This window comes from Dankookia rubra, assembly GCF_004355005.1.
Taxonomy (GTDB): Bacteria; Pseudomonadota; Alphaproteobacteria; order Acetobacterales; family Acetobacteraceae; genus Paracraurococcus; species Paracraurococcus ruber_A.
Genome location: NZ_SMSJ01000083.1, coordinates 1 through 22595, shown reverse-complemented (window position 1 = coordinate 22595; position 22595 = coordinate 1). Strand labels below are relative to the sequence as shown.

The following is a 22595-nucleotide window of genomic DNA, read 5'->3' as shown; positions in this document are numbered from 1 at the left end:
GGCAGCAGCGCATCCAGCATGGTGCGGTCACCCGGCCCGGCGCCGCCGAGCTCGCCGATCGCCGCCGCGGCCTCGGCAAGGGCAGCGGCCCAGTCGGCGGGGCCGGGGGCCGGTGGCAGGCGCCGCGCCGCGCGCATCAGGGCGGTCGCGTAGAAGGGGCCGGAACTGCCGCCGACGGCGCGCCGCAGCGCATCCGCCATGGCGGCCAGCGCGCGCGGCGGATTGGCCAGGGCCGCCTCGGGCAGCGCCCGCAGGGCGGCGGCGGCGCGCTGCATGCTGATCCCGAGATCGCCGTCGCCGGCCCGGCTGTCGAGCTCGGTGAGCCGGGGCTCGGCCGCATCCAGCGCCGCGGCGGCCGCGCCCAGGGCCCGGCGCAGGGCCGGGGTCAGGGGGCCGGACGGCGCGGCCGGGACGGCAGGGGGCGGCGCTGGGGCGGCGATGATCTGCCGCGCCGGGCCGACCCGGCCGGGGCCGGGCCAGGCGGGCGCCTCCGCTGGCGCATCCAGCAGGGCCAGCCGCGCCGCATCCAGCCGCAGGACCGAGAGCGAGGCGCCGGGCATCTCGAGCGCGGTCAGGAACTCGCCGGCCCAGGCGCGCTCCACCACCAGCCCCCGCTCCCGCAGGAAAGCGATGCCGCGGCGGGCCAGGATGGCGAGCTCCATCGGCGGGGTGCCGCCCAGCCCGTTCACCAGCAGCGCCACCTGCTCCCCGGCGCGCAGGCCACGATCCACCAGGATGGTGCCGAGCAGGCGCTCCACCAGCGCATCGGCCGGCAGCAGGGCGGCGCGTTCCACCCCCTGCTCGCCATGGATGCCGAGGCCGAGCTCGATCTCTGCCGGGCCGATCTCGAAGCCCGGGCGGCCGGCGGCGGGCACGGTGCAGGCGCCGAGCGCGACGCCCATGCTGCCGAGCCCGGTGGCGGCTGCCGCGCGGGCCAGGGCGGCGACCTCCGCAAGCGTTTTCCCGCCCGCCGCGGCGGCGCCGGCCAGCTTGTGGATCAGCACCGTCCCGGCGATGCCCCGGCGGCGATCGGGCGGGACGGTGGCGTGGAGCGCGACGTCGTCGGCCACCACCACCAGCTCGACCGGGATGCCCTCGGCCCGGGCCAGTTCGGCGGCCAGGCCGAAATTCAGCCGGTCCCCGGTGTAGTTCTTCACCACCAGCAGGGCGCCGGCCGGACCCGCCGCGGCGCGGATGCCGGCCAGCACGGCATCGACGCTGGGCGAGGTGAAGACGTCCCCGGCGATCGCCCCGGCCAGCAGGCCCGGCCCGACATAGCCAGCATGCGCCGGCTCATGCCCCGCACCGCCGCCGGACAGGATGGCGACCGGCCGGGCGGCGGGCGGCGGCAGGTCGGCGCGGACGACCACGTCCTCGGCCTGCAGCAGCGCCAGGCCGGGATGCAGGTCGCAGAGGCCTTCCAGCATCTCCCGCACCACGCGCCGCGGGTCGTTGACGAGCTTCTTCATCGGACGGCTCCCCCCAGGGTCTTTCCGCCGAGCCTAGCCAAATGCCGGGCCGGGCTACAGGGTGCGGCGGCCGGCGGGGTTCATCGGGTCGGCGCCGATCTTTGCCGCGCCGCTCACGGCGGCGCCGGTGGGGGCGCTTCGCGGAGACCGGCGCGGCGGCGTCCGGCTTGCCCCGAGGGTGCGCATCGGCCTGCGCCCCTGTCAGGCATCCGCGGTGGCGATCGCTGCCTTCGGCCAGCGCGCGGCGACCAGCGGCAACACCTGTTCCAGCAGCAGCCGGGTCTGGGCCAGCGGCTCTTCGTCGCCGCGGCCGACCGGGCGGAGGACGAACTTGGTCACCCCCGCTTCGACATACTCGGCGATACGTTGCAGGATCGCCGCGGCGTCGCCGGCGACGATGCCGCGCGCCGGGTCGCGCCCGGTGCGCGCTGCATAGGCCGCCATGGCGCGCTGCGCCGGCGGGTCATCGGGCGAGCCGAAATGGAAGCCGAAGCCGGCGCCGTAGTGGTCCTCGTCGATCGCCCGGCCCTCGGCCGCGGCCTCGGCACGGATGGCGGCGATCACGGCGGCGGCTTCCGCCGGCGTCTCGCCGCCCGCCTGCCAGCCGGTGCCGAAGCGCGCGGTGCGGCGGATGGCCGCCGTGGAACCGCCGCCGATCCAGACCGGCAGGTCCGCCTGCGCCGGCAGCGGCGCGATGCTCGCGCCCTTCAGCGTGAAGTGGCGGCCGGTGAAGTCGAGGCTCTCGCCGCGCCAGAGCCGGGTGATGATCTCCAGCGCCTCGTCCGTCACCCGGCCGCGGGTCGCGGTGTCGAGGCCCATCGCCTGCCATTCCGGCGCCGCCGGGCTGCCGATGCCGAAGGCGGGCAGCAGCCGGCCTTCCGACAGCAGGTCGATGGTGGCGCATTGCTTGGCCACCAGCACCGGGTCGCGGAAGGCGAGCGAGACGACGTTCATGCCGAATTTCAGCCGCCGCGTCCGCCCCGCCAGCGCCGCCAGCATGGTCATGCATTCGAGGATCGGCGCGCGGCTGACGATGCGGTCGGTCTGCCAGAGCGAATCCGCGCCGGCCTGCTCGCAAAGATCGACCCAGCGCCAGAATCCCGCCGCGGTCTCGAAGGGGTATTCCATCAGCCCCAGGCCGAGCGCGACCTTCATGCGACGGCCAGGGGCGCAAGCTCGTCCAGCCGGCGCAGGATGCCGTCACGGTCGAGGTCGGGCACCTCCAGCAGCACGCGGGTGATCCCGGCCTCGCGGTAGCCCGCCAGCGCAGCCGCCTCGGGCGGCGCGCGGAAGACGCTGGTGGTGAGCGAGGCCGGGTCGCGCCCGCCGGCCTCCGCCGCGGCACGCAGCCGGGCCACGGCGACGCGCGGGTCGAAGCCGGCGCCGGCGCGGGGAAACCAGCCGTCGCAGAATTCCACCACGCGCTTCAGGGTATGGTCGGTCTCCCCGCCCAGCAGCACCGGCACGCGGGCCTGCCGCGGCTTCGGGTACATCCAGACGCGGTCGAAGTTGACGAACTCGCCGGCGAAGCTCGCCTCCTCCTCGGTCCAGAGCGCGCGCATGGCCAGCACGCGCTCGCGCATCAGCCTGAAGCGCGTCGCGTAGCGGGCGCCGTGGTTCTCCATCTCCTCCACGTTCCAGCCGCCGCCGATGCCGAATTCGAACCGCCCGCCCGAAAGCCGGTCGAGGCTGGCGACGGACTTGGCGGTGACGATCGGGTCGCGTTGCGGCACCAGGCAGACGCCGGTACCGAGGCGGAGCTGCCGCGTCGCGGCCGCGGCGAAGGCCAGCGCCACGAAGGGGTCGTGCGTGTGGGAATAGCGCTTCGGCAGCTCGCCGCCGCCGGGGAAGGGCGACTTGCGGCTGGCCGGGATATGCGTGTGCTCGCAGACGAAGAGCGATTCGAAGCCGCGGGCTTCCAGCGCCTGGCCCAGCTCGCCGGGATCGATGCCGTAATCCGTCGGGAAGTAGAAGACACCGACCTGCATAACGCGTACCCCCGTGCCTGAGCGGGGCAGCTTACCCCGCTCCCGCCCGGGAACAACTCGGCCCGGGACGCAGGCGGCAGCCGGTTCCTCGGTGCCGGCGCGCGGGCGGCGCGACCGGCCGGCGGCCCGCATCGCCAGCGGCGACGCGCCGGTGACGTCGAAGCGCGTGCCACGGGCATTTCGGCCGGAACGGGTGGCCGCCGCCAGGCCTCCGGCCCTGCCGCCGGACCGGGTGCCGCGCTGCCCGGCACCGCGTCGCGGTGGCGCAGGTGTAGGCACCGCCCCGCGGGTGTGGTCCGATGCGGGCAGGGGAGGAACACGTCCATGCCGCAACCGCTTCCGCGCCTGCCAACCACCGTGGTCGGCAGCTACCCGCAGCCCGCTTGGCTGATGGACCATGACGCGCTGCGCGCCCGGCTGGTGCCGCGCGTCCGCGCTCCGGAACTCTGGCGGGTGCCGGAGCCCTTCCTGGCGCAGGCGCAGGACGACGCCACCATCCTCGCCATCCGCGACATGGAACGTGCCGGTATCGACATCATCACCGACGGCGAGATCAGGCGCGAAAGCTATTCCAACCACTTCGGCAATGCGCTCGAGGGCATCGACCGCGCCCGTCCCGCCGAGGTCATCGGCCGCACCGGCAAGCCGACCGTGGTGCCGCGCGTCGTCGGGCGGGTGAGGCGGGTGCGCGCGGTGGAGGTGCGCGACGTCGCCTTCGCCCGCGCCAACACCGACCGCCAGGTGAAGATCACCCTGCCCGGGCCCTTCACCATGACCCGCCAGTGCAAGAACGAATTCTATGCCGACGAGGCCGAGCTGGCGATGGACTTCGCTGCGGCGCTGAACGCGGAAATCCGCGAGCTGAAGGCCGCCGGCGCCGATGTCATCCAGCTCGACGAGCCCTGGATGCAGGCCTTCCCGGCGGAGGCGCGGCGCTATGCGGTGGCCGCCATCAACCGCGCGCTGCAGGGCATCGAGGGCACCACGGTGGTGCACATGTGCTTCGGCTATGCTGCGATGGTCGGCGACAAGCCCGCCGGCTATTCCTTTCTGCCGGAGCTGGCCGCGGTGGATGCGGCACAGATCTCGATCGAGGCGGCGCAGCCGAAGTTCGACCTCGCCGTGCTGCGCGACCTGCCGGGCAAGACCATCATGCTCGGGGTGATTGACCTCGGCAGCCCGGAGGTGGAGACGGCCGAGCAGGTGGCGGCGCGCATCCGCGCCGGGCTCGCGGTGCTGCCGGCGGACCGCCTAGTGCCGGCGCCGGATTGCGGCATGAAGTACCTGCCGCGCGAGCGCGCCTTCGGCAAGCTGCAGGCGCTGGCGCAAGGCGCGGCGATCGTGCGGCGGGAACTCGGCGCCTGAACCCCGCTGCGCCTCAGGGCAGATCGGCCATCCGCCGCTCGATCATCGCCCGCCAGGGCGCCTCGGCCGGGGCATCGGCGATCAGCGCCTGCCAGGCGGCGCGGGCCTGGTCGCTGCGGCCCGCCTTGGCCTCGGCCAAGCCGGTCAGGAAGCGCAGGCCGACATGCCGCGGCGCCTGGGGCAGGGCGGCGGCGAGCAGCGCAATCGCCTCCTCGGTCCGGTCCTCCTCCAGCAGCACCTGCGCCAGTTGCGCGGTCAGCTCGGCGTCGAACCTGCCGGTCAGCGCGCGACGATAGGCATCGGCCGCGGCGGGCAGCCTGCCGCGGCTGCGCTCGGCATTGCCGAGCAGCGCCCAGCCCTCGCGCGCCTGATCGCTGTTCGCCGGCAGCTGCACCAGCCTGGCACGCAGGGTGTCCAGCACCTCCTCGTCGCGGGACGCCGCGGCCTGCCGCGTCGCATAGGGGGCGGAGGGCATCTCCGGGATGCCGCTCGGGAGATAGAGGCCGATCGCCAGCGCCGGCACCGCGACGAGGGCACCCACCAGCACCCAGCGGCTGCGGGCGCCAGTGGCGGGGCCGGCCTCGACGGGGGCGGCCAGCAGCCGGCGCTGCACCTCGAGCATTGCCGCGCGATGCGCCTGCTCGTCCAGCCGGCCGACCGCCTTCTCCCGCTCCAGCTCCGCCATCTGCGCGCGATAAAGCGCGAGGTCGGCCTCCCGCCGGCCGCGGGCGCGGGCGGGGCCGAGGATGTTGGCGACGAGCGGCAGCAGCGCCGCCACGGCCAGCAGGCCGAGCAGCGGCCAGAAGGGAAACCAGCTCACGTCCCGCTGCCGTCCTCGATCGATCGCAGCCGCGCGCGCTCCGCGGCGGAGAGGTCCGGCTGCGGCGCCGGGTTCGCCGCGCGGCGGCGGCGCATGGCGACGATCATCGCCAGGCCGAGGCCGAGCGCGATGACCGGCGTGCCCCAGAGCAGGTAGGTTTCCGGCTTCACCGGCGGGCGCAGCAGCACGAAGTCGCCGTAGCGGTCGTGCAGGTAGCCCATGATGTCGGTATTGCTGCGGCCGGCGCTGACCTGCTCGCGGACGATGCGGCGGAGGTCGCGGGCGAGCTCGGCGTCGCTGTCCTCGATCGACTGGTTCTGGCAGACCATGCAGCGCAGCTCGCGGCCGATCACGCGCGCGCGTTCCTCCTGCGCCGGGTCGCGCAGCATCTCGGCCGGGTCGGAGACGGCGGCGAGCACCGGCGTCGCCAGCAGCCACGCGGCCGCCAAAGCGCCGAGCCCTGCGCGAAGGGCGGGCGCGGCGGCGTCGCGCAGGGCTGCAAGCACGCGTCTCATGCGGTGCGCTTGAGCAGGGGGAGCAATTCCTGCGTCAGCGTGTCCTCGGTCAGAGGCCCGGCCCAGCGCCAGCGGATGATGCCCTGCCGGTCGATCAGGTAGCTCTCCGGCACGCCATAGAGGCCCCAGTCGATCGCGACCCGCCCCGGCTGGTCGGCCGCCAGCTTCGCGTAAGGGGTGCCGTGCTTCCTCAGGAAGCCGAGCGCATCGGCCGGCTTGTCCTTGTAGGCGACGCCGAAGACCGGCACGCCCTGCTTCGCCAGCCGCATCAGCATCGGGTGCTCGATCACGCAGGGCACGCACCAGGAGGCAAAGAAGTTCACCAGCACCGGCCGCTCCCCGCCGCGCAGGTCGGCGGCCGAGAGCGCGGGGAGGTCGGCACCCTCCAGCGGCGGCAGGGTGAAGTCGGGCACCGGCTTGCCGATCAGCGCCGAGGGCACGCCCTTCGGGTCGTAGCTGCCGGTCGAGAGTCCGCGCAGCATGGCGTAGAAGCCGGCCCCCGCCGCGGCGGCGGCGGCGAGCGGCGCCAGCAGCAGCAGGCGGCGGCGGGAGGGCCGCGGGACGCTCGCCTCGCTCATGCGCGCGCCCCCGCGCGGGCGACCTTGGCCGAGGGCGCCGAGACCCGCACCCGCCGGTCGCTCAGCGACAGCCCGCCGCCGAGGGCCATGATGGCGCCACCGAGCCAGATCCAGGGCGCCAGCGGGTTGTGGTGCAGCCGGATCACGGCGCCGCCGTCGCGCTCCTCGCCGAGCACGGCATAGAGGTCGGAAACCCAGGTGGTGTGGATCGCCGCCTCGCTCGTGGTCATGCGGTTGACCGTGAAGCTGCGCTTGTCGGGCTCGAGCACGGTGACGAGGCGGTCGCCGTCGCGCACCTCGAGCGTCGCGCGGCGGGCGGTCCAGTTCGGGCCGGGCACGGTGCGGATGCCGGTGAGGCGGTATTCCAGCCCGGCCAGCGTCGTCGCCTCGCCCGGCTTCAGCAGGGCGAGGCGATCGGTCGCCAGCCCCATCCCCGCGAGCCCGAGGATCATCACGCCGAGCCCGGCATGCGCCAGCGCCCCGCCCCAGGCGGCGCGCGGCAGGCCGCGGGCGCGGGACCAGGCCGCCCTCGGCCGGCTGAACAGCGCGATGCGGTCGGCGACATCGGCCAGCGCCGCGCCGATTGCCCAGAGCGCCGCGGCGAAGCCGAGCGCCGGGCCGATGCGGTAGCCCTCCAGCGCCAGGCAGAGGAGGAAGCCGCCGAGAGCGAGCAGCGCCGCCCACCACAGCCGCTGCACCGCCGGGAAGATCCGCGCCCGCTTCCAGGGCAGCATCGGCCCGAAGCCCATGGCGCCGATCAGGGGCGCCGCCAGCGGCAGGGTCGCGGTGTTGAAGAAGGGCGGCCCGACCGAGATCTTCTCCTTCAGCATCAGGTCGGCGAACATCGGGTAGAGCGTGCCGACCAGCACCACCGCGGCGATCGAGCAGAGCAGCAGGTTGTTCAGCACCAGCGCGCCCTCGCGCGACAGCGGCGCGAAGACGCCCGTGGGCGTCAGCGCGGCGGCCCGCCAGGCGAAGAGCAGGAAGCCGCCGCCGATGAAGATGCCGAGCAGGGCGAGGATGAAGACCCCGCGCTCCGGGTCGTTGGCGAAGGCATGCACGCTGGTCAGCACGCCCGAGCGCACCAGGAAGGTGCCGAGCAGGCTCATCCCGAAGGCGAGCAGGGCGAGGAAGACGGTCCAGGTCTTCAGCGCCTCCCGCTTCTCGACGACGATTGCCGAATGCAGCAGGGCGCAGCCGGCCAGCCAGGGCAGCAGGGAGGCATTCTCCACCGGGTCCCAGAACCAGTAGCCGCCCCAGCCCAGCTCGTAATAGGCCCACCAGGACCCCAGCGCGATGCCGAGCGTCAGGAAGGACCAGGCCGCCAGCGCCCAGGGCCGCACCCAGCGGCCCCAGGCGGCATCCACCCGCCCCTCGATCAGCGCGGCGATGGCGAAGGCATAGGTGACGGCGAAGCCGACATAGCCGAGGTAGAGCAGCGGCGGGTGGAAGGCGAGGCCAGGGTCCTGCAGGATCGGGTTCAGCCCCTGGCCGTCCGCCGGCGGCGGCCAGACCCGGTCGAAGGGGTTGGAGGTCGCCAGGATGAAGCCGAGAAAGCCGGCGGCGATCAGGGCGAGCACCGCCAGCACCCGCGCCTGCAGGGCCGAGGGCAGGTTGCTGCCGAACCCCGCCACCGCGCCGCCGCAGAGCGCCAGGATCAGCACCCAGAGGATCATCGAGCCCTCATGGCTCGCCCAGGTGCCGCTGATCTTATACAGCCAGGGCTTCGCCGAATGGCTGTTCTGCACGACGTTGGCGACCGTGGTGTCGTTCGAGAGGAACGACCAGACCAGGCAGAGGAAGGCGGCGCCGACCGCGATCAGGATCCCGGCGGCGACCGGGGCGGTGGCGGCCATCAGCCGCGCCTCCGCCCGCTGCGCGCCGTAGAGGCCGAGGCCGACCTGGGCGAAGGAAAGGGCGAGCGCCAGGGCCAGCGCGAAATGGCCGAGTTCGGGGATCACGAGCCGCTCCGTCCCGCCGGCGCCTTGCCGGGCTCAAGCGTGTTCCAGGTGGCAGCCGGCGGCGCGGCGCCGGCCTGCGGGTTCCAATGGCCGGTCTTCTTCAGGGCGTCGGCCACCTCGGGCGGCATGTAGGTCTCATCGTGCCGCGCCAGCACCTCGGAGGCGCGGAAGATGCCGTCCGGGCCGAGCTTGCCGAGGGTGACGACGCCCTGGCCCTCGCGGAACAGGTCGGGCAGCACGCCGACATAGGCGACGGTCACCGCGCTCGGCCCGTCCGTCACCTTGAAGCGCACGTCGGGCTTGCCGTCCGTGCCCATCTGCTTCGTCACGCTGCCGGCCTCGACCAGCCCGCCCAGGCGGAAGGCGCGGCCGGGCGGCGGCGCTTCCCGGGCGATGTCGGAGGGCGAGCGGAAGAAGACCAGGTTGTCCTGGAAGGCGGTGAGGGTGAGGGCGGTGGCGCTGCCGAGCCCGAGCCCGCAGAGCAGCAGCACCCAAAGCCGCCGACGCTTCTTCGTCATGTCTGGTCCTGCATCCGCCGGGCGCGGGGGTCGAGCGCGTCGAGCCGCCGCCGCGCCGCGCCGAGCCGCATCATGGTGGCCAAGGCCAGCGCGGCGAAGCCGCCGAGCACCAGCCCGTAGCTGATCGTCACATGGGCCCAATGGGTCGTCACGCTATAAGCCTCCGGCCATCGGATTCAGCCCTCCGCGCCCTGCAGGGCGCTCCGGCCATCCGATGGCAGCTCCGCCCGCCGCGCCGCGGCCAGCTGCAGGGCCCGGATCCGCCGCTCCATCACCGCCGCCCGCGTCCGCGCCAGCACCAGCGCGGCGAAGGCCAGGGTGAAGCCGAGGGCACAGACCAGCAGCGGGTACAGGATATCGACATGCAGCGAGGGCGCATTGAGCTTCGTCACGCTGGCCGGCTGGTGCAGCGTGTTCCACCACTCGACCGAGAACTTCACCACCGGCAGGTTCACCGCGCCGATCAGCGCCAGGATCGCCCCCATCCGCGCGCCTCGCTCGGCGTCGTCGAAGGCGCGCACCAGCGCGGCATGGCCGAGCCAGAGGAAGAACAGCACCAGCACGCTGGTCAGCCGCGCGTCCCAGACCCACCAGGTCCCCCACATCGGCTTGCCCCAGAGGCTGCCGGTGGCGAGGCAGAGCGCGGTAACGGCGGCGCCGACCGGCGACAGTTCCCGGCAGGCCAGGTCGGCCAGCGGGTGGCGCCAGACCAGCGAGAGGATCGAGCCGATGGCGAGGCCGAGATACCCGCCCATGGCCAGCCAGGCCATCGGCACGTGGATATAGAGGATGCGGACCGTCTCGCCCTGCTGCCAGTCGGGCGGCGAGTACCAGAGCGCCCAGGGCAGCCCGATGGCCAGCACCAGCAACGCGGCCCCGGTCAGCCAGGGTTGCACCCGCCCGGCCAGGCGCAGGAAGCGGCCGGGATTGGCGAAGCGGTGCAGGCTGCGGCCGCCAGCAGCGGCAGGCGCGGCCAGGTTTGGCCCGATGGGACGTGTCTCGGCGGTTTCCACGGGGACAACCTAGGGCCAGATCGCCGCGGATTGAAGCGCCCGCGCGGGCGGTTACTCTGCGAAACGGATACGGGCCCGGGGGATCGATGGCGCATTGGCTGGTGAAGAGCGAACCGGACGCGTTTTCCTGGGACCAGCAGGTGCAGAACGGCACCGAGCCCTGGACCGGCGTGCGCAACGCCTTGGCGTCCATCAACCTGAAGGCGATGAAGCGGGGCGACCAGGCCTTCTTCTACCACTCGAACATAGGCCGCGAGATCGTCGGCGTGGTCGAAGTGGCGCGGGAGGCCTACCCGGACCCGACCGACGGGACGGGACGCTGGGTCTGCGTCGACATGAAGGCGGTCGGCCCGCTGCCGAAGCCGGTGCCGCTGGCCGCGATCAAGGCCGACCCGGAATTCGCCGACTTCGCCTTGGTGCGGATGTCGCGCCTATCCGTGATGCCGGTCGGCGATGCGCATTGGGCCAGGCTGTGCAAGCTGGGCGGCTGGACGCGAAAGTAGGAAGGGCTTGGGATGCGGCTGGAAGGCTCCTGCCAATGCGGCGCGGTGAAGTTCCGGGCGGAGAGCCCGCACCCCTATCCCTACCAGCGCTGCTACTGCTCCATCTGCCGCAAGACCCAGGGGGGCGGCGGCTATGCCATCAACCTCGGGGCCGACAACGCCTCCCTGCGGGTGACGGGGAAGCAGCACATCACCGTCTACCACGCCCGGCTGAAGGACCCGGAGGACGCCCGGGCCCATCGCTCCCCGGCCGAGCGGCATTTCTGCGGCACCTGCGGCAGCGCGCTGTGGCTCTATGACGACCGCTGGCCGGAACTGGTGCACCCCTTCGCCTCGGCGATCGATACGGCCTTGCCAGCGTCGCCGGAATCCACCCACATCATGCTGGAGTTCAAGGCGCCCTGGGTGGCGGTGGAAGCCGGCCCGAAGGACCGGCAGCACGACCGCTACCCGGAGGAGAGCATCGCCGAGTGGCACGAGCGGCTGGGTCTGGCCGAAGGAGCATGATGGAGCAGGCGATCGAGGCGGAGGACCGCGTCCTCTGCCGGCTGGAGGATATCCCGGAGGGCGGGGCGAAAGGCTTCCCCGGCCCGCCCGGCAGCTTCGTCGGGTTGTTCGCGGTCCGCAAGGACGGCCGGGTGCATGTCTACGTCAATGCCTGCCCGCATATCGGCCTGCCGCTGGAACCCTTGCCCGACCGGTTCCTCGATACGCGGAAGCAGGTGATCATCTGCTCCGCCCATGGCGCCCGCTTCCGGATCGAGGACGGCGTCTGCGTCACCGGCCCCTGCATCGGCGAGGCGCTGGAGGCGGTGCCGGTGCGGCTGGTCGACGGCCAGGTGGTGGTGCCGGCCTCGGCCGGGCTGTAGCGCGGATCGCGGCCTGGCGCCCCCGGCCGCGGGGCCTGCCCCGGGAACAAGCCGCGCCCGCGGTGCCGTGCCGTCGCAGGGGAAGGTTGCCCGGGCGCTCGGCTGCACCCGTGACCCTGGCGGCCGCAGCGCGGCACCCGGGCCACCGGCCGGGGTGCCGCCGCCGCGTCAGAAGCCGCGCTTCGCCGCGACCACCTTGGCGATGCCGAGGCCGAGATGCACGCCGCCGACGTCGCCGACCTCGCCTGGATTGGCCGGCCGGCCATGCACGGCCTTGCCCGTCATCACGTCGCGCTTGCTGATGCCGTCCATGCGCCAATGCACGCCGAGCCAGATCCGGCTTTCGGAATTGTCCCGGATGGCATTCCACAGCCCGGCATAGTGGCGGGTGACGCGGCGCCGCGGCAGCCCGTCCCGCGGGTCGGTGTTGCGGCCGTTGAGCTCGTCCGAGACGAAGGAGAAGCCGATCGTATCGGCATCGCCGTCGCCGAAGCCGAGGCCCTCCCGGGTGCGGATCCAGCGCCGCAGGGTCTCGAAGCAGGCCGCCCCGAAGGTGGCATGGCCCGAGGGATAGGCCGGGAAATCGGGCGTCGACCCGACATGCCGGGTATTGGTGTCCGGCTTGCTCAGCGGGATCCACCAGGGGTCGCGCGGCGTCCCGGGCAGCGGCTCGGCGCGGCGGATGCCGACCACCGGGCGCCACAGCATGTGCGCGGCATCGTATTTGTAGTGCCAGGCCTGGATGCCGGCATCGGCCAGGGCGACCGCGCAGGCGCTCAGCGCCTCGAGCATGGCGGTGGGGGAGAGTGGCCCGCGCGCGTCGAGCACGGCGAGCGCCACCTGCATGTAGAGCCGCGGCGGCGTGCCGATCTCCTCGGCGCCGTCATAGGCCCAGAACAGCCCGGTCTCCTCCTGCTTCGGCGTCCGCACCGCGGAGGTCAGGGCGCCGTACCGCATCACCTCCTCGAACTCGGCGGCGTAGAAATTGTCCGGCATGAAGGCGTGCGGGCCGGTGCGGCCGGCCGGCGGGGCGAGCGGCTGCAGGGTCATGCCGCTCAGGAAAGGCGGCGCCCCGCCCCACTTCGTGCCGAAGAAGCCCTGGCCCGGGCTGAGCGGGTCGGCGTCGTGCTCGTAGGGGCCGGTCGGGGCATAGGGGACCTCGCCGAGGAAGGCGGTGTCGCCGGCACGGGCGGCGACGTGGTCCAGCCCGACCTGGGTGCCGAAGCCCTGGCTGGCGCCGCTGGCGCCGTATCGCGCCACATAGGCCTGCCAGCGGCTCCAGAGCAGCGCCGCCTGGCGCGGGTAGAGCGTTTGCAGCACGGTGTGCGCCGCGGCGGCCGCGGCGGCCTCGGCCTCGGCCCCCGGAGGGGCCGGCAGGCTCGGCGCCCGGTAGGGGACGGATGCGCCGGTGACGGCGGCATGCGCGTCGTGCATCGCCATCATCGCCATGGCGAGCGCGCGGGCGCTGCGGAAGGGGCCGCGCTGGTCGCCCACCATCCCGACCTGCGCGGTGGTGTGGTCGCGCCGGTTCGCCTCCAGGATCTCCTCGACCCAGAACCTCACCTTGTCGATCATCGATGCCTCCGGTGTTGCGCCTGGTGGCCGACGGCGGTCGGGCCGGGCAGCGGGACCAGACACCGTGACCAGCACCGGGCGCAGTGTCCGCGCGCACGGTGGATTCCGGCCGCGCTGCTGCGGCACCTGCGCGGCGACCGAAGCGGGGAAGGGCTTGGTCGGTGCCGGGGACTTGCCGCGCCCGAGGACGCGCCGCGTATGGCAGGCCGCCTTCATCGCCCCGGCGCCGCCGCGATCGTCCCGAAACGACCTTGAAGCCGCCCTGCGGCGGACAAGCCGGCCGGCGAGTGTTGTCCCTGCGCCCAGCCGATCCGGGCGCCGCTCCACAGGAGGCACACCATGCACACCGCCAGCATCCGCCGCAGTTTGCTTGCCACCGCCCTGCTTCTCGCCACCGCGCCGGCCTTCGCCCAGGGGACCGGTGCCGGTGCCGGTACCGGCCCCGCCGCCAGCGGCAACTGGAGCAGTGCCGGGAAGGCCGGCACCGAGGCGGTGGTCCCGGCGACGCCCGCCACGCCGGCCCAGCGCCCGCTTGCCGCGACGCCGGCCACCCCCGCCCATCCGGGCGGCGCGACGCAGGCCGCTGGCCATCCGGCCAAGGCGCCCGAGAAGGCTGCGGCGGAGAAGCCCATGACCGAGAAGCACAGCGCCGCCGGCCCGGCGAAGCCCGCCGCGCCCGCCCCCGTCCGCACCAACTGAGCCGAGGAGGCTGCAGGCCGGGTGATTCGCCCGGCCTGCAGACCCATTTACGATAGATTTACAGGGCTAAGCTCGTCGCATTGACGCAGCGCAAGGCGCCGTGCCCTATCTCCCGGCAGTCGAGAACGCGATCCAAGGGGGAGGCCCAGATGTCCGATGAACTGATCGCCGTGAAGCCGGAGATCGCCGCCAGGGCGCGTGTCGACGCCGAGCGCCATCGCGCCATGACCGAGGCCGCGACCCGCGACCCCCACGCCTTCTGGGCGAAGGAAGCCGGCCGGCTCGCCTGGATGACGCCGCCGACCAAGATCAAGAACGTGGATTTCACCGGCCCGGTGACCATCAAGTGGTTCGAGGACGGCGCGCTGAACGCCAGCGTCTCCTGCCTCGACCGGCACTTGGCCACCCGCGGCGACCAGGTCGCCATTATCTGGGAAGGCGACGACCCGAACAGCGACAGCAAGGTCACCTACCGCGAGCTGCACGAGCAGGTCTGCCGACTGGCCAACGGGCTGCGCAGCCTCGGCGTGAAGAAGGGCGACCGGGTCTGCATCTACCTGCCGATGATCGTCGAGGCGGCGGTGGCGATGCTCGCCTGCGCCCGGGTCGGCGCCATCCATTCTATCGTCTTCGGCGGCTTCTCGCCGGACAGCCTGTCCTCCCGCATCCAGGACAGCGAGTGCAAGGTGCTGATCACCGCCGACGAGGGCCGCCGCGGCGGCCGTAAGGTGGCGCTGAAGACCAATGCGGACGAGGCGCTGAAGACCTGCCCGTCGATCACCGCGGTGATCGTGGTGAAGAACACCGGCGGCAGCGTGCCGATGCAGGACGGCCGTGACCACGACTACGGCACGCTGCTGGCGGCCCAGGCGCCGACCTGCGAGCCCGAGCCGATGAACGCCGAGGACCCGCTGTTCATTCTCTATACCTCGGGCTCGACCGGCAAGCCGAAGGGCGTGCTGCACACCACCGGCGGCTACATGGTCTGGGCCAGCTACACGCATGAGCTGGTCTTCGACTACCGCCCGGGCGAGATCTACTGGTGCACCGCCGACGTGGGCTGGGTCACCGGCCACACCTATATCGTCTACGGCCCGCTGGCCAACGGCGCGACCACGCTGATGTTCGAGGGCGTGCCGAACTACCCCAGCGTCTCCCGCTTCTGGGAGGTGGTCGACAAGCACCAGGTCAACATCTTCTACACCGCGCCGACCGCCATCCGCGCCCTGATGCGGGACGGCGAGGCGCCGGTGCAAAAGGCCTCGCGCAAGTCGCTGCGCGTGCTGGGCAGCGTCGGCGAGCCGATCAACCCGGAAGCCTGGCTCTGGTACTACCGCGTCGTTGGCGAGGAGCGCTGCCCGATCGTCGACACGTGGTGGCAAACGGAAACCGGGGGCATCCTGATCTCGCCGCTGCCGGGCGCGGTGGCGCAGAAGCCGGGCTCGGCCACCCTGCCGCTGCCGGGCGTGCTGCCGGCGCTGGTCGATGCCGAGGGCAAGGTGCTGGACGGCGCGACCGAGGGCAACCTGGTGCTGCTCGACAGCTGGCCGGGCCAGATGCGGACCATCTACGGCGACCACGAGCGCTTCGCGCAGACCTACTTCTCGACCTATCCCGGCATGTACTTCACCGGGGACGGCGCGCGGCGCGACGCGGACGGCTACTACTGGATCACCGGGCGGGTGGACGACGTCATCAATGTCTCCGGCCACCGCATGGGCACCGCCGAGATCGAATCCGCGCTGGTTGCCCACCCCAAGGTCGCCGAGGCCGCCGTCGTCGGCATGCCGCACGACCTGAAGGGGCAGGGCATCTACTGCTACGTCACGCTGAAGACCGGCGAGGAGCCGACCGAGGCGCTGCGGAAGGAACTGGTGGCCTGGGTGCGGAAGGAGATCGGCCCGATCGCCTCCCCCGACGCCATCCAGTGGGCGCCGGGCCTGCCGAAGACCCGCTCGGGCAAGATCATGCGCCGCATCCTGCGGAAGATTGCCGCGAACGAGACCGACGGGCTGGGGGACACTTCCACCCTTGCCGACCCCGCCGTGGTGCAGGAACTGGTCGAGAACCGGGTCGGCTGAGCCGGCGCCGGACGACCGGCTTCGCGCGTTCTGCGCGGGAAGCCGGTCGGCTGCGCCACCCTCGCGCGAGGATGCGTCACACCCGGCCGGCGCTGTCGGCTGGGTGCGCAACGGACCTGCTTATTTTCATTCCTTGGACCACCATTCCGGTTGACACCGGAATGGTTCTCTGTTGGTCGTTGTCACCACGACCGATCGGGGGATTGCTGATGTCTGGGGCCAGGGACGGCGCGCAGGATGCGGGCGCAACGCCGGGGGTGACGTGCAGCGGCAATCACGTGCTGGACGCCCTGGATGCAGCCCAAGCCGCGCTCATCCGGCCCCACCTGGAGGCGGCGGCGCTGACGGCCGGCTCCATCCTCTGCCAGACGGGGCAGGCGCTGCCCTGGGTTCTGTTTCCCTGCGCCAGCGCCATCGTTGCCTTGGTGGCGCTGGACCATGGCGGCCGCACGGCGGAGGCCGCTTCGATCGGTGCCGAGGGCGTGGTCGACGGCGACCTGACCGAACTGCCGGGCTTCGGCCACCTGCAGGTGCAGATCTCCGGCCCCGCCCTGCGGATCAAGGCTGAGATCCTGGATGGGCTGGCGGAGGCCGATCCTGGCCTGCGCGCCCTGCTGACGCTGCATACCCGGACCCTGCTGGTGCGGGCCCTGCAGGCCGCGGTCTGCGCCGCGCTGCACCCGGTTGAGGCCCGCACCAGCCGCTGGTTGCTGACGGCGCAGGACCGCACCGGCCAGCCCGACCTGCCGGTCACCCAGGAGATGCTGGCCGAGATGCTGGGAGTCCGCCGCACCACCGTGACCCGGGTGATCAGCCAATTGTCCGACAAGGGGCTGATCCGCCACCGCCGCAGCCTGGTGACGGTGATTGACCGCATGGGACTGGAACAGGCGGCCTGCGGCTGCCACGCGGCGCTGATGCGAAGGCTGCGGCACCTCGCCCCAAGGATCTACGGCGTAGGCTGAAGCCGGCCGGAGAGTTTTTTGGAACAAACCGAGAATACGGCGCCGGATGTAGCGTTTCGGCCACTTGTGGAATCAGCGGCTTGCCCCGAGTCGCGCGAACGAATCGCCGACGCCGACTTTGCCACGACGCGAAACCGCCTGCCACAAACCCTGGTGGGCCGTACCGGGCGGGGGACACAAGGCCGTTCGCGCTCCGGTCCTGCCGCGACTCGGGGCGCGACTCGGGCGCCTCCTCGAGTCGCGGGTCAGAAGTCGCTGACCCGCCCCTTCCGCTCCCAGTCGCCGTAGCGGGTCGGCTCCGGCCCGGCCGGGCCGCCGATTTCGGGCGGCAGCGGACGCATCCGCACCGGCGGGTCGCTCGGCGGGTCGCCTGCCGGCGTCGGGTTCGGATCGCCGGGCAGAGGCGTGTCCGGCCCGGTCGGGTCCTCGACCGGCACCTCCGGCAGGTCAGGGCCGGGCGGCGAGGGCGGGATCGGCGGCACCGGGCTGGGCGGCATGTCCGGCGAGATCGGCACCTGGGCCCTGAAGGGAACAGGGGCTTCGAGGCTGGCGGGGGCAGCCGCAGCGGCCCCTTGTCGGGTCTGGGTCATGAGCATCATCTGGGGCCTCGGGGAGGGGTCGCGCCACCCCCCAACGCCGCCTTTGGCGGCGCGGCTGCGCGGAAAAATCCGCGAGGGGAAGGGATTGGGACATGGCAGGCTATTTCCGCACGGCGATCCTGCTCGCCGGCCTCACCGCGCTGTTCATCGGCATCGGCTGGGTGCTGGGCGGCCGGCAGGGCATGGTGATCGCCTTCCTGATGGCCTGTGGCACCAATCTCTGGGCCTGGTGGAACAGCGACCGCGTGGTGCTGTCGATGCACAATGCGCAGCCGATCACCCCGTCCGAGGCGCCGCGGCTCTTCGCCCTGGTCGATCAGCTGGCGCGCCGCGCCGGGCTGCCGATGCCGGCGCTGTATGTCATCCACGAGGACCAGCCGAATGCCTTCGCCACCGGCCGCAACCCGGAGAATGCGGCGGTCGCGGTGAACACCGGGCTGCTGGACCTGATGTCGGAGGAGGAGGTGGCCGGCGTCGTCGCGCACGAGCTGGCGCATATCAAGCACCGCGACACGCTGATCATGACGGTCACCGCGACCTTGGCCGGGGCGATCGGCATGCTGGCGCAATTCGGCTTCCTGTTCGGCGGGCGGTCGGAGGACGGCCGGCGCAACCCCTTCGGCCCGATCGGCGCATTGCTTCTGGTGGTGGTCGGGCCGATCGCCGCCATGCTGGTGCAGATGGCAATCAGCCGGTCGCGCGAATACGAGGCCGACCGGCTGGGCGCCGAGATCAGCGGCGACCCGCGCGGCCTGGCCGGGGGACTGGCCAAGCTCGAGCGCTACAAGCAGGGCATCGTCAACCCGACCGCCGAGGCGCATCCGGCCAGCGCGCACATGTTCATCGTCAACCCGCTCTCGGGCCTGCGGCTCGACAGCCTCTTCACCACCCACCCTCCGACCGAGGAGCGCATCCGCCGGCTGCTGGCCATGGCGCCGCCGGCGCCGCAGGGACGCGGCCCCTGGGGCGGCAACGTCGTCTCGCCCTGGGGGGCTGGGCGGCGCAACCCTTGGGGCTGATCGGGCGGGGTTGACGGATCGCCAGGGCGCAAGCATGCGAAGCCCGAGCCCCAACGGCCGGAGACGCAGCATGACCCGCATTGCCCCCCTTGCCATCGCCGCCGCGCTCGCGCTCGGCACCGCGTTGCCGGCCGCGGCGCAGGATGCGGAGGCGGGGAAGCGCGTCTTCAACCAGTGCCGCGCCTGCCACAGCATCGAGGCGGGCGGCCGCAACGGCGTCGGCCCCAACCTGCACGGCATCGTCGGCCGGAAGGCGGGAACGATCGAGGGCTTCCGCTATTCGGCGAACCTGAAGGAGAAGGCGGCGGAGGGCCTGGCCTGGGACGAGGATACGCTGCGCGCCTATGTCACCAACCCGAAGGCGGTGCTGCCGGCCGGGTCGATGTCCTATCCCGGGCTGAAGAACGAGCAGCAGCTGAACGACCTGCTGGCCTATCTGAAGGCGCAGGGCTGAAGATCGGGGAGGCCGTTCCCGCCCCAGGCCTCCCGCGCACCGCGCGGTGAATGCCAGGCTCAGAGAAATAAATGGGGCGACTGGGGAGAATAGCTTCTCCCCAGCCTTCTACCGCGTCGGCGTCGGCGGCGTGGTGGAATAGTCGTAGAACCCCTTGCCCGACTTCCGCCCGAGCCAGCCGGCCTCGACATACTTCGCCAGCAGCGGGCAGGGCCGGTACTTCGGATCGCCCAGCCCCTCGTGCAGCACCTTCAGCACGGAATAGAGAGTATCCAGCCCGACGAAGTCGGACAGCTCGAGCGGCCCCATCGGGTGGTTGGCGCCGAGCTTCATGCCCTCGTCGATCGAGCGCACGTCGCCGACGCCTTCCATCAGCGCGAAGATCGCCTCGTTCAGCATCGGGCAGAGGATGCGGTTGACGACGAAGCCGGGGTAATCAGCCGCGGCCACCACGGTCTTGCCCATGCGCTCGGCGAGCGCCGTCACCGCCGCCGCCGTCGCATCCTCTGTCGCCAGGCCGCGGATGACCTCTACCAGCTTCATCATCGGCACGGGATTGAAGAAATGCATGCCGATGAACCGGCCGGGGCGGTCCGTCGCGGCGCCGAGGCGCGTGATGGGAATGGATGAGGTGTTGGAGGCAATCATCGCCTCCGGCTTCAGCGTCGGGCAGAGGCTGCCGAAGATCTTCTTCTTGATCTCCTCGTTCTCGGTCGCCGCCTCGATCACCAGGTCGCACTCGGCGAAGGCGGCATAGTCGGTGCCGGTGGTGATCCGCGCCAGCGCCGCTTCCTTCGCGCCGTCCGGGATGTTGCCGCGCGTCGTCTGGCGCTCGAGGTTCTTGGTGATGGTCCCCCGAGCCTTCTCCAGCGCCGCCGGGTTCACGTCGACCAGCGCCACCGGGATGCCGGCCAGCGCCGCCACATGCGCGATGCCGTTGCCCATCAGGCCGGCGCCGATCACGCCGAGTTTCTGTACGTCCGCCATATCCATCCACCCCACAAGAAAAAGGCCGCCGGACGCGCGTGGCGTCGGGCGGCCTCGTTCGTCACGAACCGGCTTACTTCTTGCCGAGCTCGGCCTCGAACTCCGGCATCACCTTGAACAGGTCGCCGACCAGCCCATAATCCGCCACCGAGAAGATCGGCGCCTCCTCGTCCTTGTTGATGGCGACGATGACCTTGCTGTCCTTCATGCCGGCCAGGTGCTGGATGGCGCCAGAGATGCCGACGGCGATGTAGAGCTCCGGCGCCACGATCTTGCCGGTCTGGCCGACCTGGTGATCGTTCGGCGCATAGCCGGCATCGACCGCGGCGCGGCTGGCCCCGACCGCGGCGCCGAGCTTGTCGGCGACGCTCTCGATGATGTGGAAATTCTCCGAGCTGCCCATGGCGCGGCCACCGGAGACGACGATCTTCGCGGCGGTCAGCTCGGGGCGCTCGGACTTCACGATCTCGGCACCAAGGAAGGTGGAGATGCCGGGATCTTCCGCCGTCGGCGCCGCCTCGACCGCGGCGCTGCCGCCGGTCGCGGCCACCGGGTCGAAGCTGGCGGCGCGGACGGTGATGACCCTCTTCGAGTCGGCCGACTTCACGGTGGCCAGCGCATTGCCGGCATAGATCGGCCGGACGAAGGTATCGGCATCCACCACGCCGGCGATGTCGGAGATCACCTGCACGTCGAGCAGCGCCGCGACCCGCGGCATGACGTTCTTGCCCGCGGCCGAGGCCGGGGCGAGCAGGTGGGAGTACTCCGGTGCCAGCGCGACCAGCAGCGCCGCGGTCGGCTCCGCCAGCCCGTGCGCATAGATCTCCGCGCCGGAGTGCAGCACCTTGGCCACGCCGGCGATCTGCGCCGCCGCCTGCGCCACCTCCTGCGGGCCGAGCACCAGCGCGTGCACCTCGCCGAGCTTCTGCGCGGCGGCGATGGCGCTGCGGGTCGGCTGGGCGACCGTCGAACCGTCGTGGTCGACGAGGACGAGAACGGTCATGCTCAGATCACCTTCGCTTCGTTGCGCAGCTTCTCGACCAGCTCCTGCACCGAGGCCACCTTCTTGCCGGCCTGGCGCTTCGGCGGCTCCTCGACCTTCAGCACGGTCAGGCGCGGCGCGACGTCGACGCCGAGATCGGCCGGCTTCACCGTCTCGATCGGCTTCTTCCGCGCCTTCATGATGTTCGGCAGGGAGGCGTAGCGCGGCTCGTTCAGCCGCAGGTCGGTGGTGACGATGGCCGGCAGCTTGAGCTGCAGCCGCTCCAGCCCGCCATCGACCTCGCGCGTCACGCTCAGCCCGCCATCGGCGGCCTCGACCTTGCTGGCATAGGTGCCCTGCGGCCAGCCCATCAGCGCCGCCAGCATCTGGCCGGTGGCGTTCATGTCGTCGTCGATCGCCTGCTTGCCGAGGATGACGAGTTCCGGGCTTTCCTTGGCGATGACGGCCTTGAGCAGCTTGGCCACCGCGAGGGGTTCCAGCACGCCGTCATGCTCGATCAGGATGCCGCGGTCGGCGCCCATGGCAAGCGCGGTGCGGAGCTGTTCCTGGCAGGCCGCGGGGCCGGCCGAGACCGCGACGATCTCGGTCGCGACGCCCTTTTCCTTCAGGCGGACCGCTTCCTCGACCGCGATCTCGTCGAAGGGGTTCATCGACATCTTGACGTTGGCGGTCTCAACTCCCGTGCCGTCCGCCTTGACGCGGACCTTCACGTTGTAGTCGACCACCCGCTTGACCGGGACGAGGAGCTTCATCGACTCTGCCGTTTCCTGCGCAGTTGTTGCTGTATCCCGCGACCCGTCGTCAGGTCCCGGGTTGGTCTCCGGCGCGAGGCGTGGCGGTGCCGAGGCGGCGACCGGTCGCTAGCGCAAACCCGCGGCAAAATAGGGCGGCGCGGCTTGCGCTGTCAAAAACGCCGCGGAGGGCGCCGCCAGCCTAATGCCGCATCACCAGCAGCAGCAGGGCGAACAAGGCAAGCGTCACGCCCTGCAGCACCACCCTCCATCGCATCAGCGCGTTGGAGCGGCCTGCGTTCCCGTCCGACCGGACGAGCCCCAGCATGCCGGCCAGCATGACCCCGAGGGTGGCCAGCATGCCGATGCCGACCAGGATGGTGAGGACGGTTTTCATGAGGTCCATCTAGACGCCCCCGGCGAAACCGCAATGCCGCGGGGCGCCGGCGCCACCCAACGGGCTGTTGAAGCCGCCCGCGCGGCCGTTCGCGGACCCCGAAGGCAACGCCGCCCTTGACCGGCGGCGCCGCAATGGGGTTGCTGCGACGCACATGAGCATTCTCCGCCCCATCCTCCACCCGCTGGTTCTCTGCCTCGCCCTGCTGCTGGCGGCCTTGCCTGCGCTGGCCCAGCCCGGCCCGGCCCAACCGGCCGCGGCACCGCCGGTCGTGGCGCCCGGGTTGAGCCAGGCCGATCTCGAACGGGTCACCGCGCTGCTGCGCGACGGCGCGAAGCGGGCGGAATTCCTCCGCAACCTGGAAGCCCTGGCGGCCGCCGGCCGCGCCGGCCAGGCCCATTCCGCCGCCGCGCCCGCGCCGGCCGCCGGTCCCGCACCCGCTGCCGCCCCTGTCTCCCCCGCGGCGCCCGCCGCCGAGGCCCCCCG

At 72.3% G+C, this 22595-nt stretch carries 25 protein-coding genes and 1 pseudogene; 10 read left to right on the top strand and 16 right to left on the bottom strand.

The window, feature by feature from the left end; genetic code table 11:
• From E2C06_RS29440 to E2C06_RS29430, 3 genes are all read right to left on the bottom strand, one after another.
• Positions 1–1469 (bottom strand): dihydroxyacetone kinase family protein (locus E2C06_RS29440; protein WP_133292149.1); only part of this gene is annotated, 1469 nt, incomplete at its 3' end.
• Positions 1470–1670: 201 nt separating this feature from the next.
• Positions 1671–2624, bottom strand: coding sequence for an LLM class flavin-dependent oxidoreductase (locus E2C06_RS29435; RefSeq protein WP_133292148.1), 954 nt, complete (start codon positions 2622–2624; stop codon positions 1671–1673).
• Positions 2621–3457: an LLM class F420-dependent oxidoreductase gene (locus E2C06_RS29430; RefSeq protein WP_133292147.1), complete on the bottom strand. Its 837-nt coding sequence runs from the start codon at positions 3455–3457 to the stop codon at positions 2621–2623. The genes E2C06_RS29435 and E2C06_RS29430 overlap by 4 nt, the downstream gene beginning before the upstream one ends.
• Positions 3458–3781: 324 nt before the next feature.
• On the opposite strand from E2C06_RS29430, the gene E2C06_RS29425 reads away from it, so the two are divergent.
• Positions 3782–4822, top strand: coding sequence for a cobalamin-independent methionine synthase II family protein (locus E2C06_RS29425; RefSeq protein ID WP_133292146.1), 1041 nt, complete (start codon positions 3782–3784; stop codon positions 4820–4822).
• A 13-nt stretch (positions 4823–4835) separates the two neighbouring features.
• On the opposite strand, the gene ccmI is transcribed toward E2C06_RS29425, so the two are convergent.
• From ccmI to E2C06_RS29400, 7 genes are read right to left on the bottom strand one after another with little or no spacing between them, the layout of a single operon-like run.
• A complete protein-coding gene (gene ccmI / locus E2C06_RS38010; protein WP_165982743.1) occupies positions 4836–5642 on the bottom strand; it encodes a c-type cytochrome biogenesis protein CcmI in 807 nt (268 codons plus the stop codon).
• Positions 5639–6157: a cytochrome c-type biogenesis protein gene (locus E2C06_RS38005; protein WP_165982742.1), complete on the bottom strand. Its 519-nt coding sequence runs from the start codon at positions 6155–6157 to the stop codon at positions 5639–5641. Before E2C06_RS38005 ends, ccmI begins: the two co-directional genes overlap by 4 nt.
• Positions 6154–6735, bottom strand: a complete 582-nt coding sequence (locus tag E2C06_RS29415; protein WP_133292144.1) for a DsbE family thiol:disulfide interchange protein — start codon at positions 6733–6735, stop codon at positions 6154–6156. The genes E2C06_RS38005 and E2C06_RS29415 overlap by 4 nt, the downstream gene beginning before the upstream one ends.
• Positions 6732–8696, bottom strand: coding sequence for a heme lyase CcmF/NrfE family subunit (locus E2C06_RS29410; RefSeq protein WP_133292143.1), 1965 nt, complete (start codon positions 8694–8696; stop codon positions 6732–6734). The genes E2C06_RS29415 and E2C06_RS29410 overlap by 4 nt, the downstream gene beginning before the upstream one ends.
• Entirely contained in the window at positions 8693–9214 is a 522-nt protein-coding gene (gene ccmE, locus E2C06_RS29405; protein ID WP_133292142.1) for a cytochrome c maturation protein CcmE, read from the bottom strand. The genes E2C06_RS29410 and ccmE overlap by 4 nt, the downstream gene beginning before the upstream one ends.
• Positions 9211–9366 carry a hypothetical protein gene (locus tag E2C06_RS38000; RefSeq protein ID WP_165982741.1) on the bottom strand — a complete coding sequence of 52 codons (156 nt, stop codon included), beginning with the start codon at positions 9364–9366 and terminating at the stop codon, positions 9211–9213. The genes ccmE and E2C06_RS38000 overlap by 4 nt, the downstream gene beginning before the upstream one ends.
• 24 nt (positions 9367–9390) lie before the next feature.
• Complete coding sequence (locus E2C06_RS29400) at positions 9391–10227, bottom strand: heme ABC transporter permease (RefSeq protein WP_370451495.1); 837 nt, start codon at positions 10225–10227, stop codon at positions 9391–9393.
• A gap of 86 nt (positions 10228–10313) precedes the next feature.
• Between E2C06_RS29400 and E2C06_RS29395 the strand changes: the two genes are divergently transcribed.
• From E2C06_RS29395 to E2C06_RS29385, 3 genes are read left to right on the top strand one after another with little or no spacing between them, the layout of a single operon-like run.
• Positions 10314–10730 carry an EVE domain-containing protein gene (locus tag E2C06_RS29395; RefSeq protein ID WP_133292141.1) on the top strand — a complete coding sequence of 139 codons (417 nt, stop codon included), beginning with the start codon at positions 10314–10316 and terminating at the stop codon, positions 10728–10730.
• 12 nt (positions 10731–10742) lie between these two features.
• Entirely contained in the window at positions 10743–11237 is a 495-nt protein-coding gene (locus E2C06_RS29390) for a GFA family protein (RefSeq protein ID WP_133292140.1), read from the top strand.
• A complete protein-coding gene (locus tag E2C06_RS29385; protein WP_241671533.1) occupies positions 11234–11599 on the top strand; it encodes a Rieske (2Fe-2S) protein in 366 nt (121 codons plus the stop codon). Before E2C06_RS29390 ends, E2C06_RS29385 begins: the two co-directional genes overlap by 4 nt.
• A 168-nt stretch (positions 11600–11767) precedes the next feature.
• Here the strand turns inward: E2C06_RS29385 and E2C06_RS29380 are convergent, their stop codons facing one another.
• Positions 11768–13174: a vanadium-dependent haloperoxidase gene (locus E2C06_RS29380; protein WP_133292139.1), complete on the bottom strand. Its 1407-nt coding sequence runs from the start codon at positions 13172–13174 to the stop codon at positions 11768–11770.
• 339 nt (positions 13175–13513) lie between these two features.
• Between E2C06_RS29380 and E2C06_RS29375 the strand changes: the two genes are divergently transcribed.
• The 3 genes from E2C06_RS29375 to E2C06_RS29365 all read left to right on the top strand — a co-directional run bounded on the left by E2C06_RS29375 (position 13514) and on the right by E2C06_RS29365 (position 16919).
• Entirely contained in the window at positions 13514–13873 is a 360-nt protein-coding gene (locus tag E2C06_RS29375) for a hypothetical protein (RefSeq protein WP_133292138.1), read from the top strand.
• Positions 13874–14022: 149 nt separating this feature from the next.
• Entirely contained in the window at positions 14023–15954 is a 1932-nt protein-coding gene (gene acs / locus E2C06_RS29370) for an acetate--CoA ligase (protein WP_133292137.1), read from the top strand.
• Positions 15955–16163: 209 nt separating this feature from the next.
• Entirely contained in the window at positions 16164–16919 is a 756-nt protein-coding gene (locus E2C06_RS29365; RefSeq protein ID WP_165982740.1) for a Crp/Fnr family transcriptional regulator, read from the top strand.
• A gap of 245 nt (positions 16920–17164) precedes the next feature.
• On the opposite strand, the gene E2C06_RS39830 is transcribed toward E2C06_RS29365, so the two are convergent.
• Positions 17165–17509, bottom strand: coding sequence for a succinate dehydrogenase assembly factor 4 (locus E2C06_RS39830; RefSeq protein WP_241671532.1), 345 nt, complete (start codon positions 17507–17509; stop codon positions 17165–17167).
• Positions 17510–17610: 101 nt separating this feature from the next.
• Between E2C06_RS39830 and htpX the strand changes: the two genes are divergently transcribed.
• Positions 17611–18537 (top strand): zinc metalloprotease HtpX, encoded by a 927-nt coding sequence (htpX, locus tag E2C06_RS29355; protein WP_133292135.1) that lies wholly within the window; start codon positions 17611–17613, stop codon positions 18535–18537.
• A gap of 70 nt (positions 18538–18607) precedes the next feature.
• Positions 18608–18991 (top strand): c-type cytochrome, encoded by a 384-nt coding sequence (locus E2C06_RS29350; protein WP_133292134.1) that lies wholly within the window; start codon positions 18608–18610, stop codon positions 18989–18991.
• A 108-nt stretch (positions 18992–19099) separates the two neighbouring features.
• Here E2C06_RS29350 and E2C06_RS29345 read toward each other — a convergent pair whose 3' ends face one another.
• The 4 genes from E2C06_RS29345 to E2C06_RS29330 all read right to left on the bottom strand — a co-directional run bounded on the left by E2C06_RS29345 (position 19100) and on the right by E2C06_RS29330 (position 22118).
• Positions 19100–19978 (bottom strand): 3-hydroxybutyryl-CoA dehydrogenase, encoded by an 879-nt coding sequence (locus E2C06_RS29345; protein ID WP_133292133.1) that lies wholly within the window; start codon positions 19976–19978, stop codon positions 19100–19102.
• 73 nt (positions 19979–20051) lie between these two features.
• Positions 20052–20981, bottom strand: coding sequence for an electron transfer flavoprotein subunit alpha/FixB family protein (locus E2C06_RS29340; RefSeq protein WP_133292132.1), 930 nt, complete (start codon positions 20979–20981; stop codon positions 20052–20054).
• A 2-nt stretch (positions 20982–20983) separates the two neighbouring features.
• The gene (locus E2C06_RS29335) at positions 20984–21733 is read right to left on the bottom strand and encodes an electron transfer flavoprotein subunit beta/FixA family protein (RefSeq protein WP_133292131.1); all 750 of its coding nucleotides are present in this window, start codon (positions 21731–21733) and stop codon (positions 20984–20986) included.
• 181 nt (positions 21734–21914) lie between these two features.
• Complete coding sequence (locus E2C06_RS29330) at positions 21915–22118, bottom strand: HIG1 domain-containing protein (protein WP_241671531.1); 204 nt, start codon at positions 22116–22118, stop codon at positions 21915–21917.
• Between the two features lie 145 nt (positions 22119–22263).
• On the opposite strand from E2C06_RS29330, the pseudogene E2C06_RS29325 reads away from it, so the two are divergent.
• Positions 22264–22595: pseudogene (locus E2C06_RS29325) on the top strand (hypothetical protein); the annotation flags it as partial.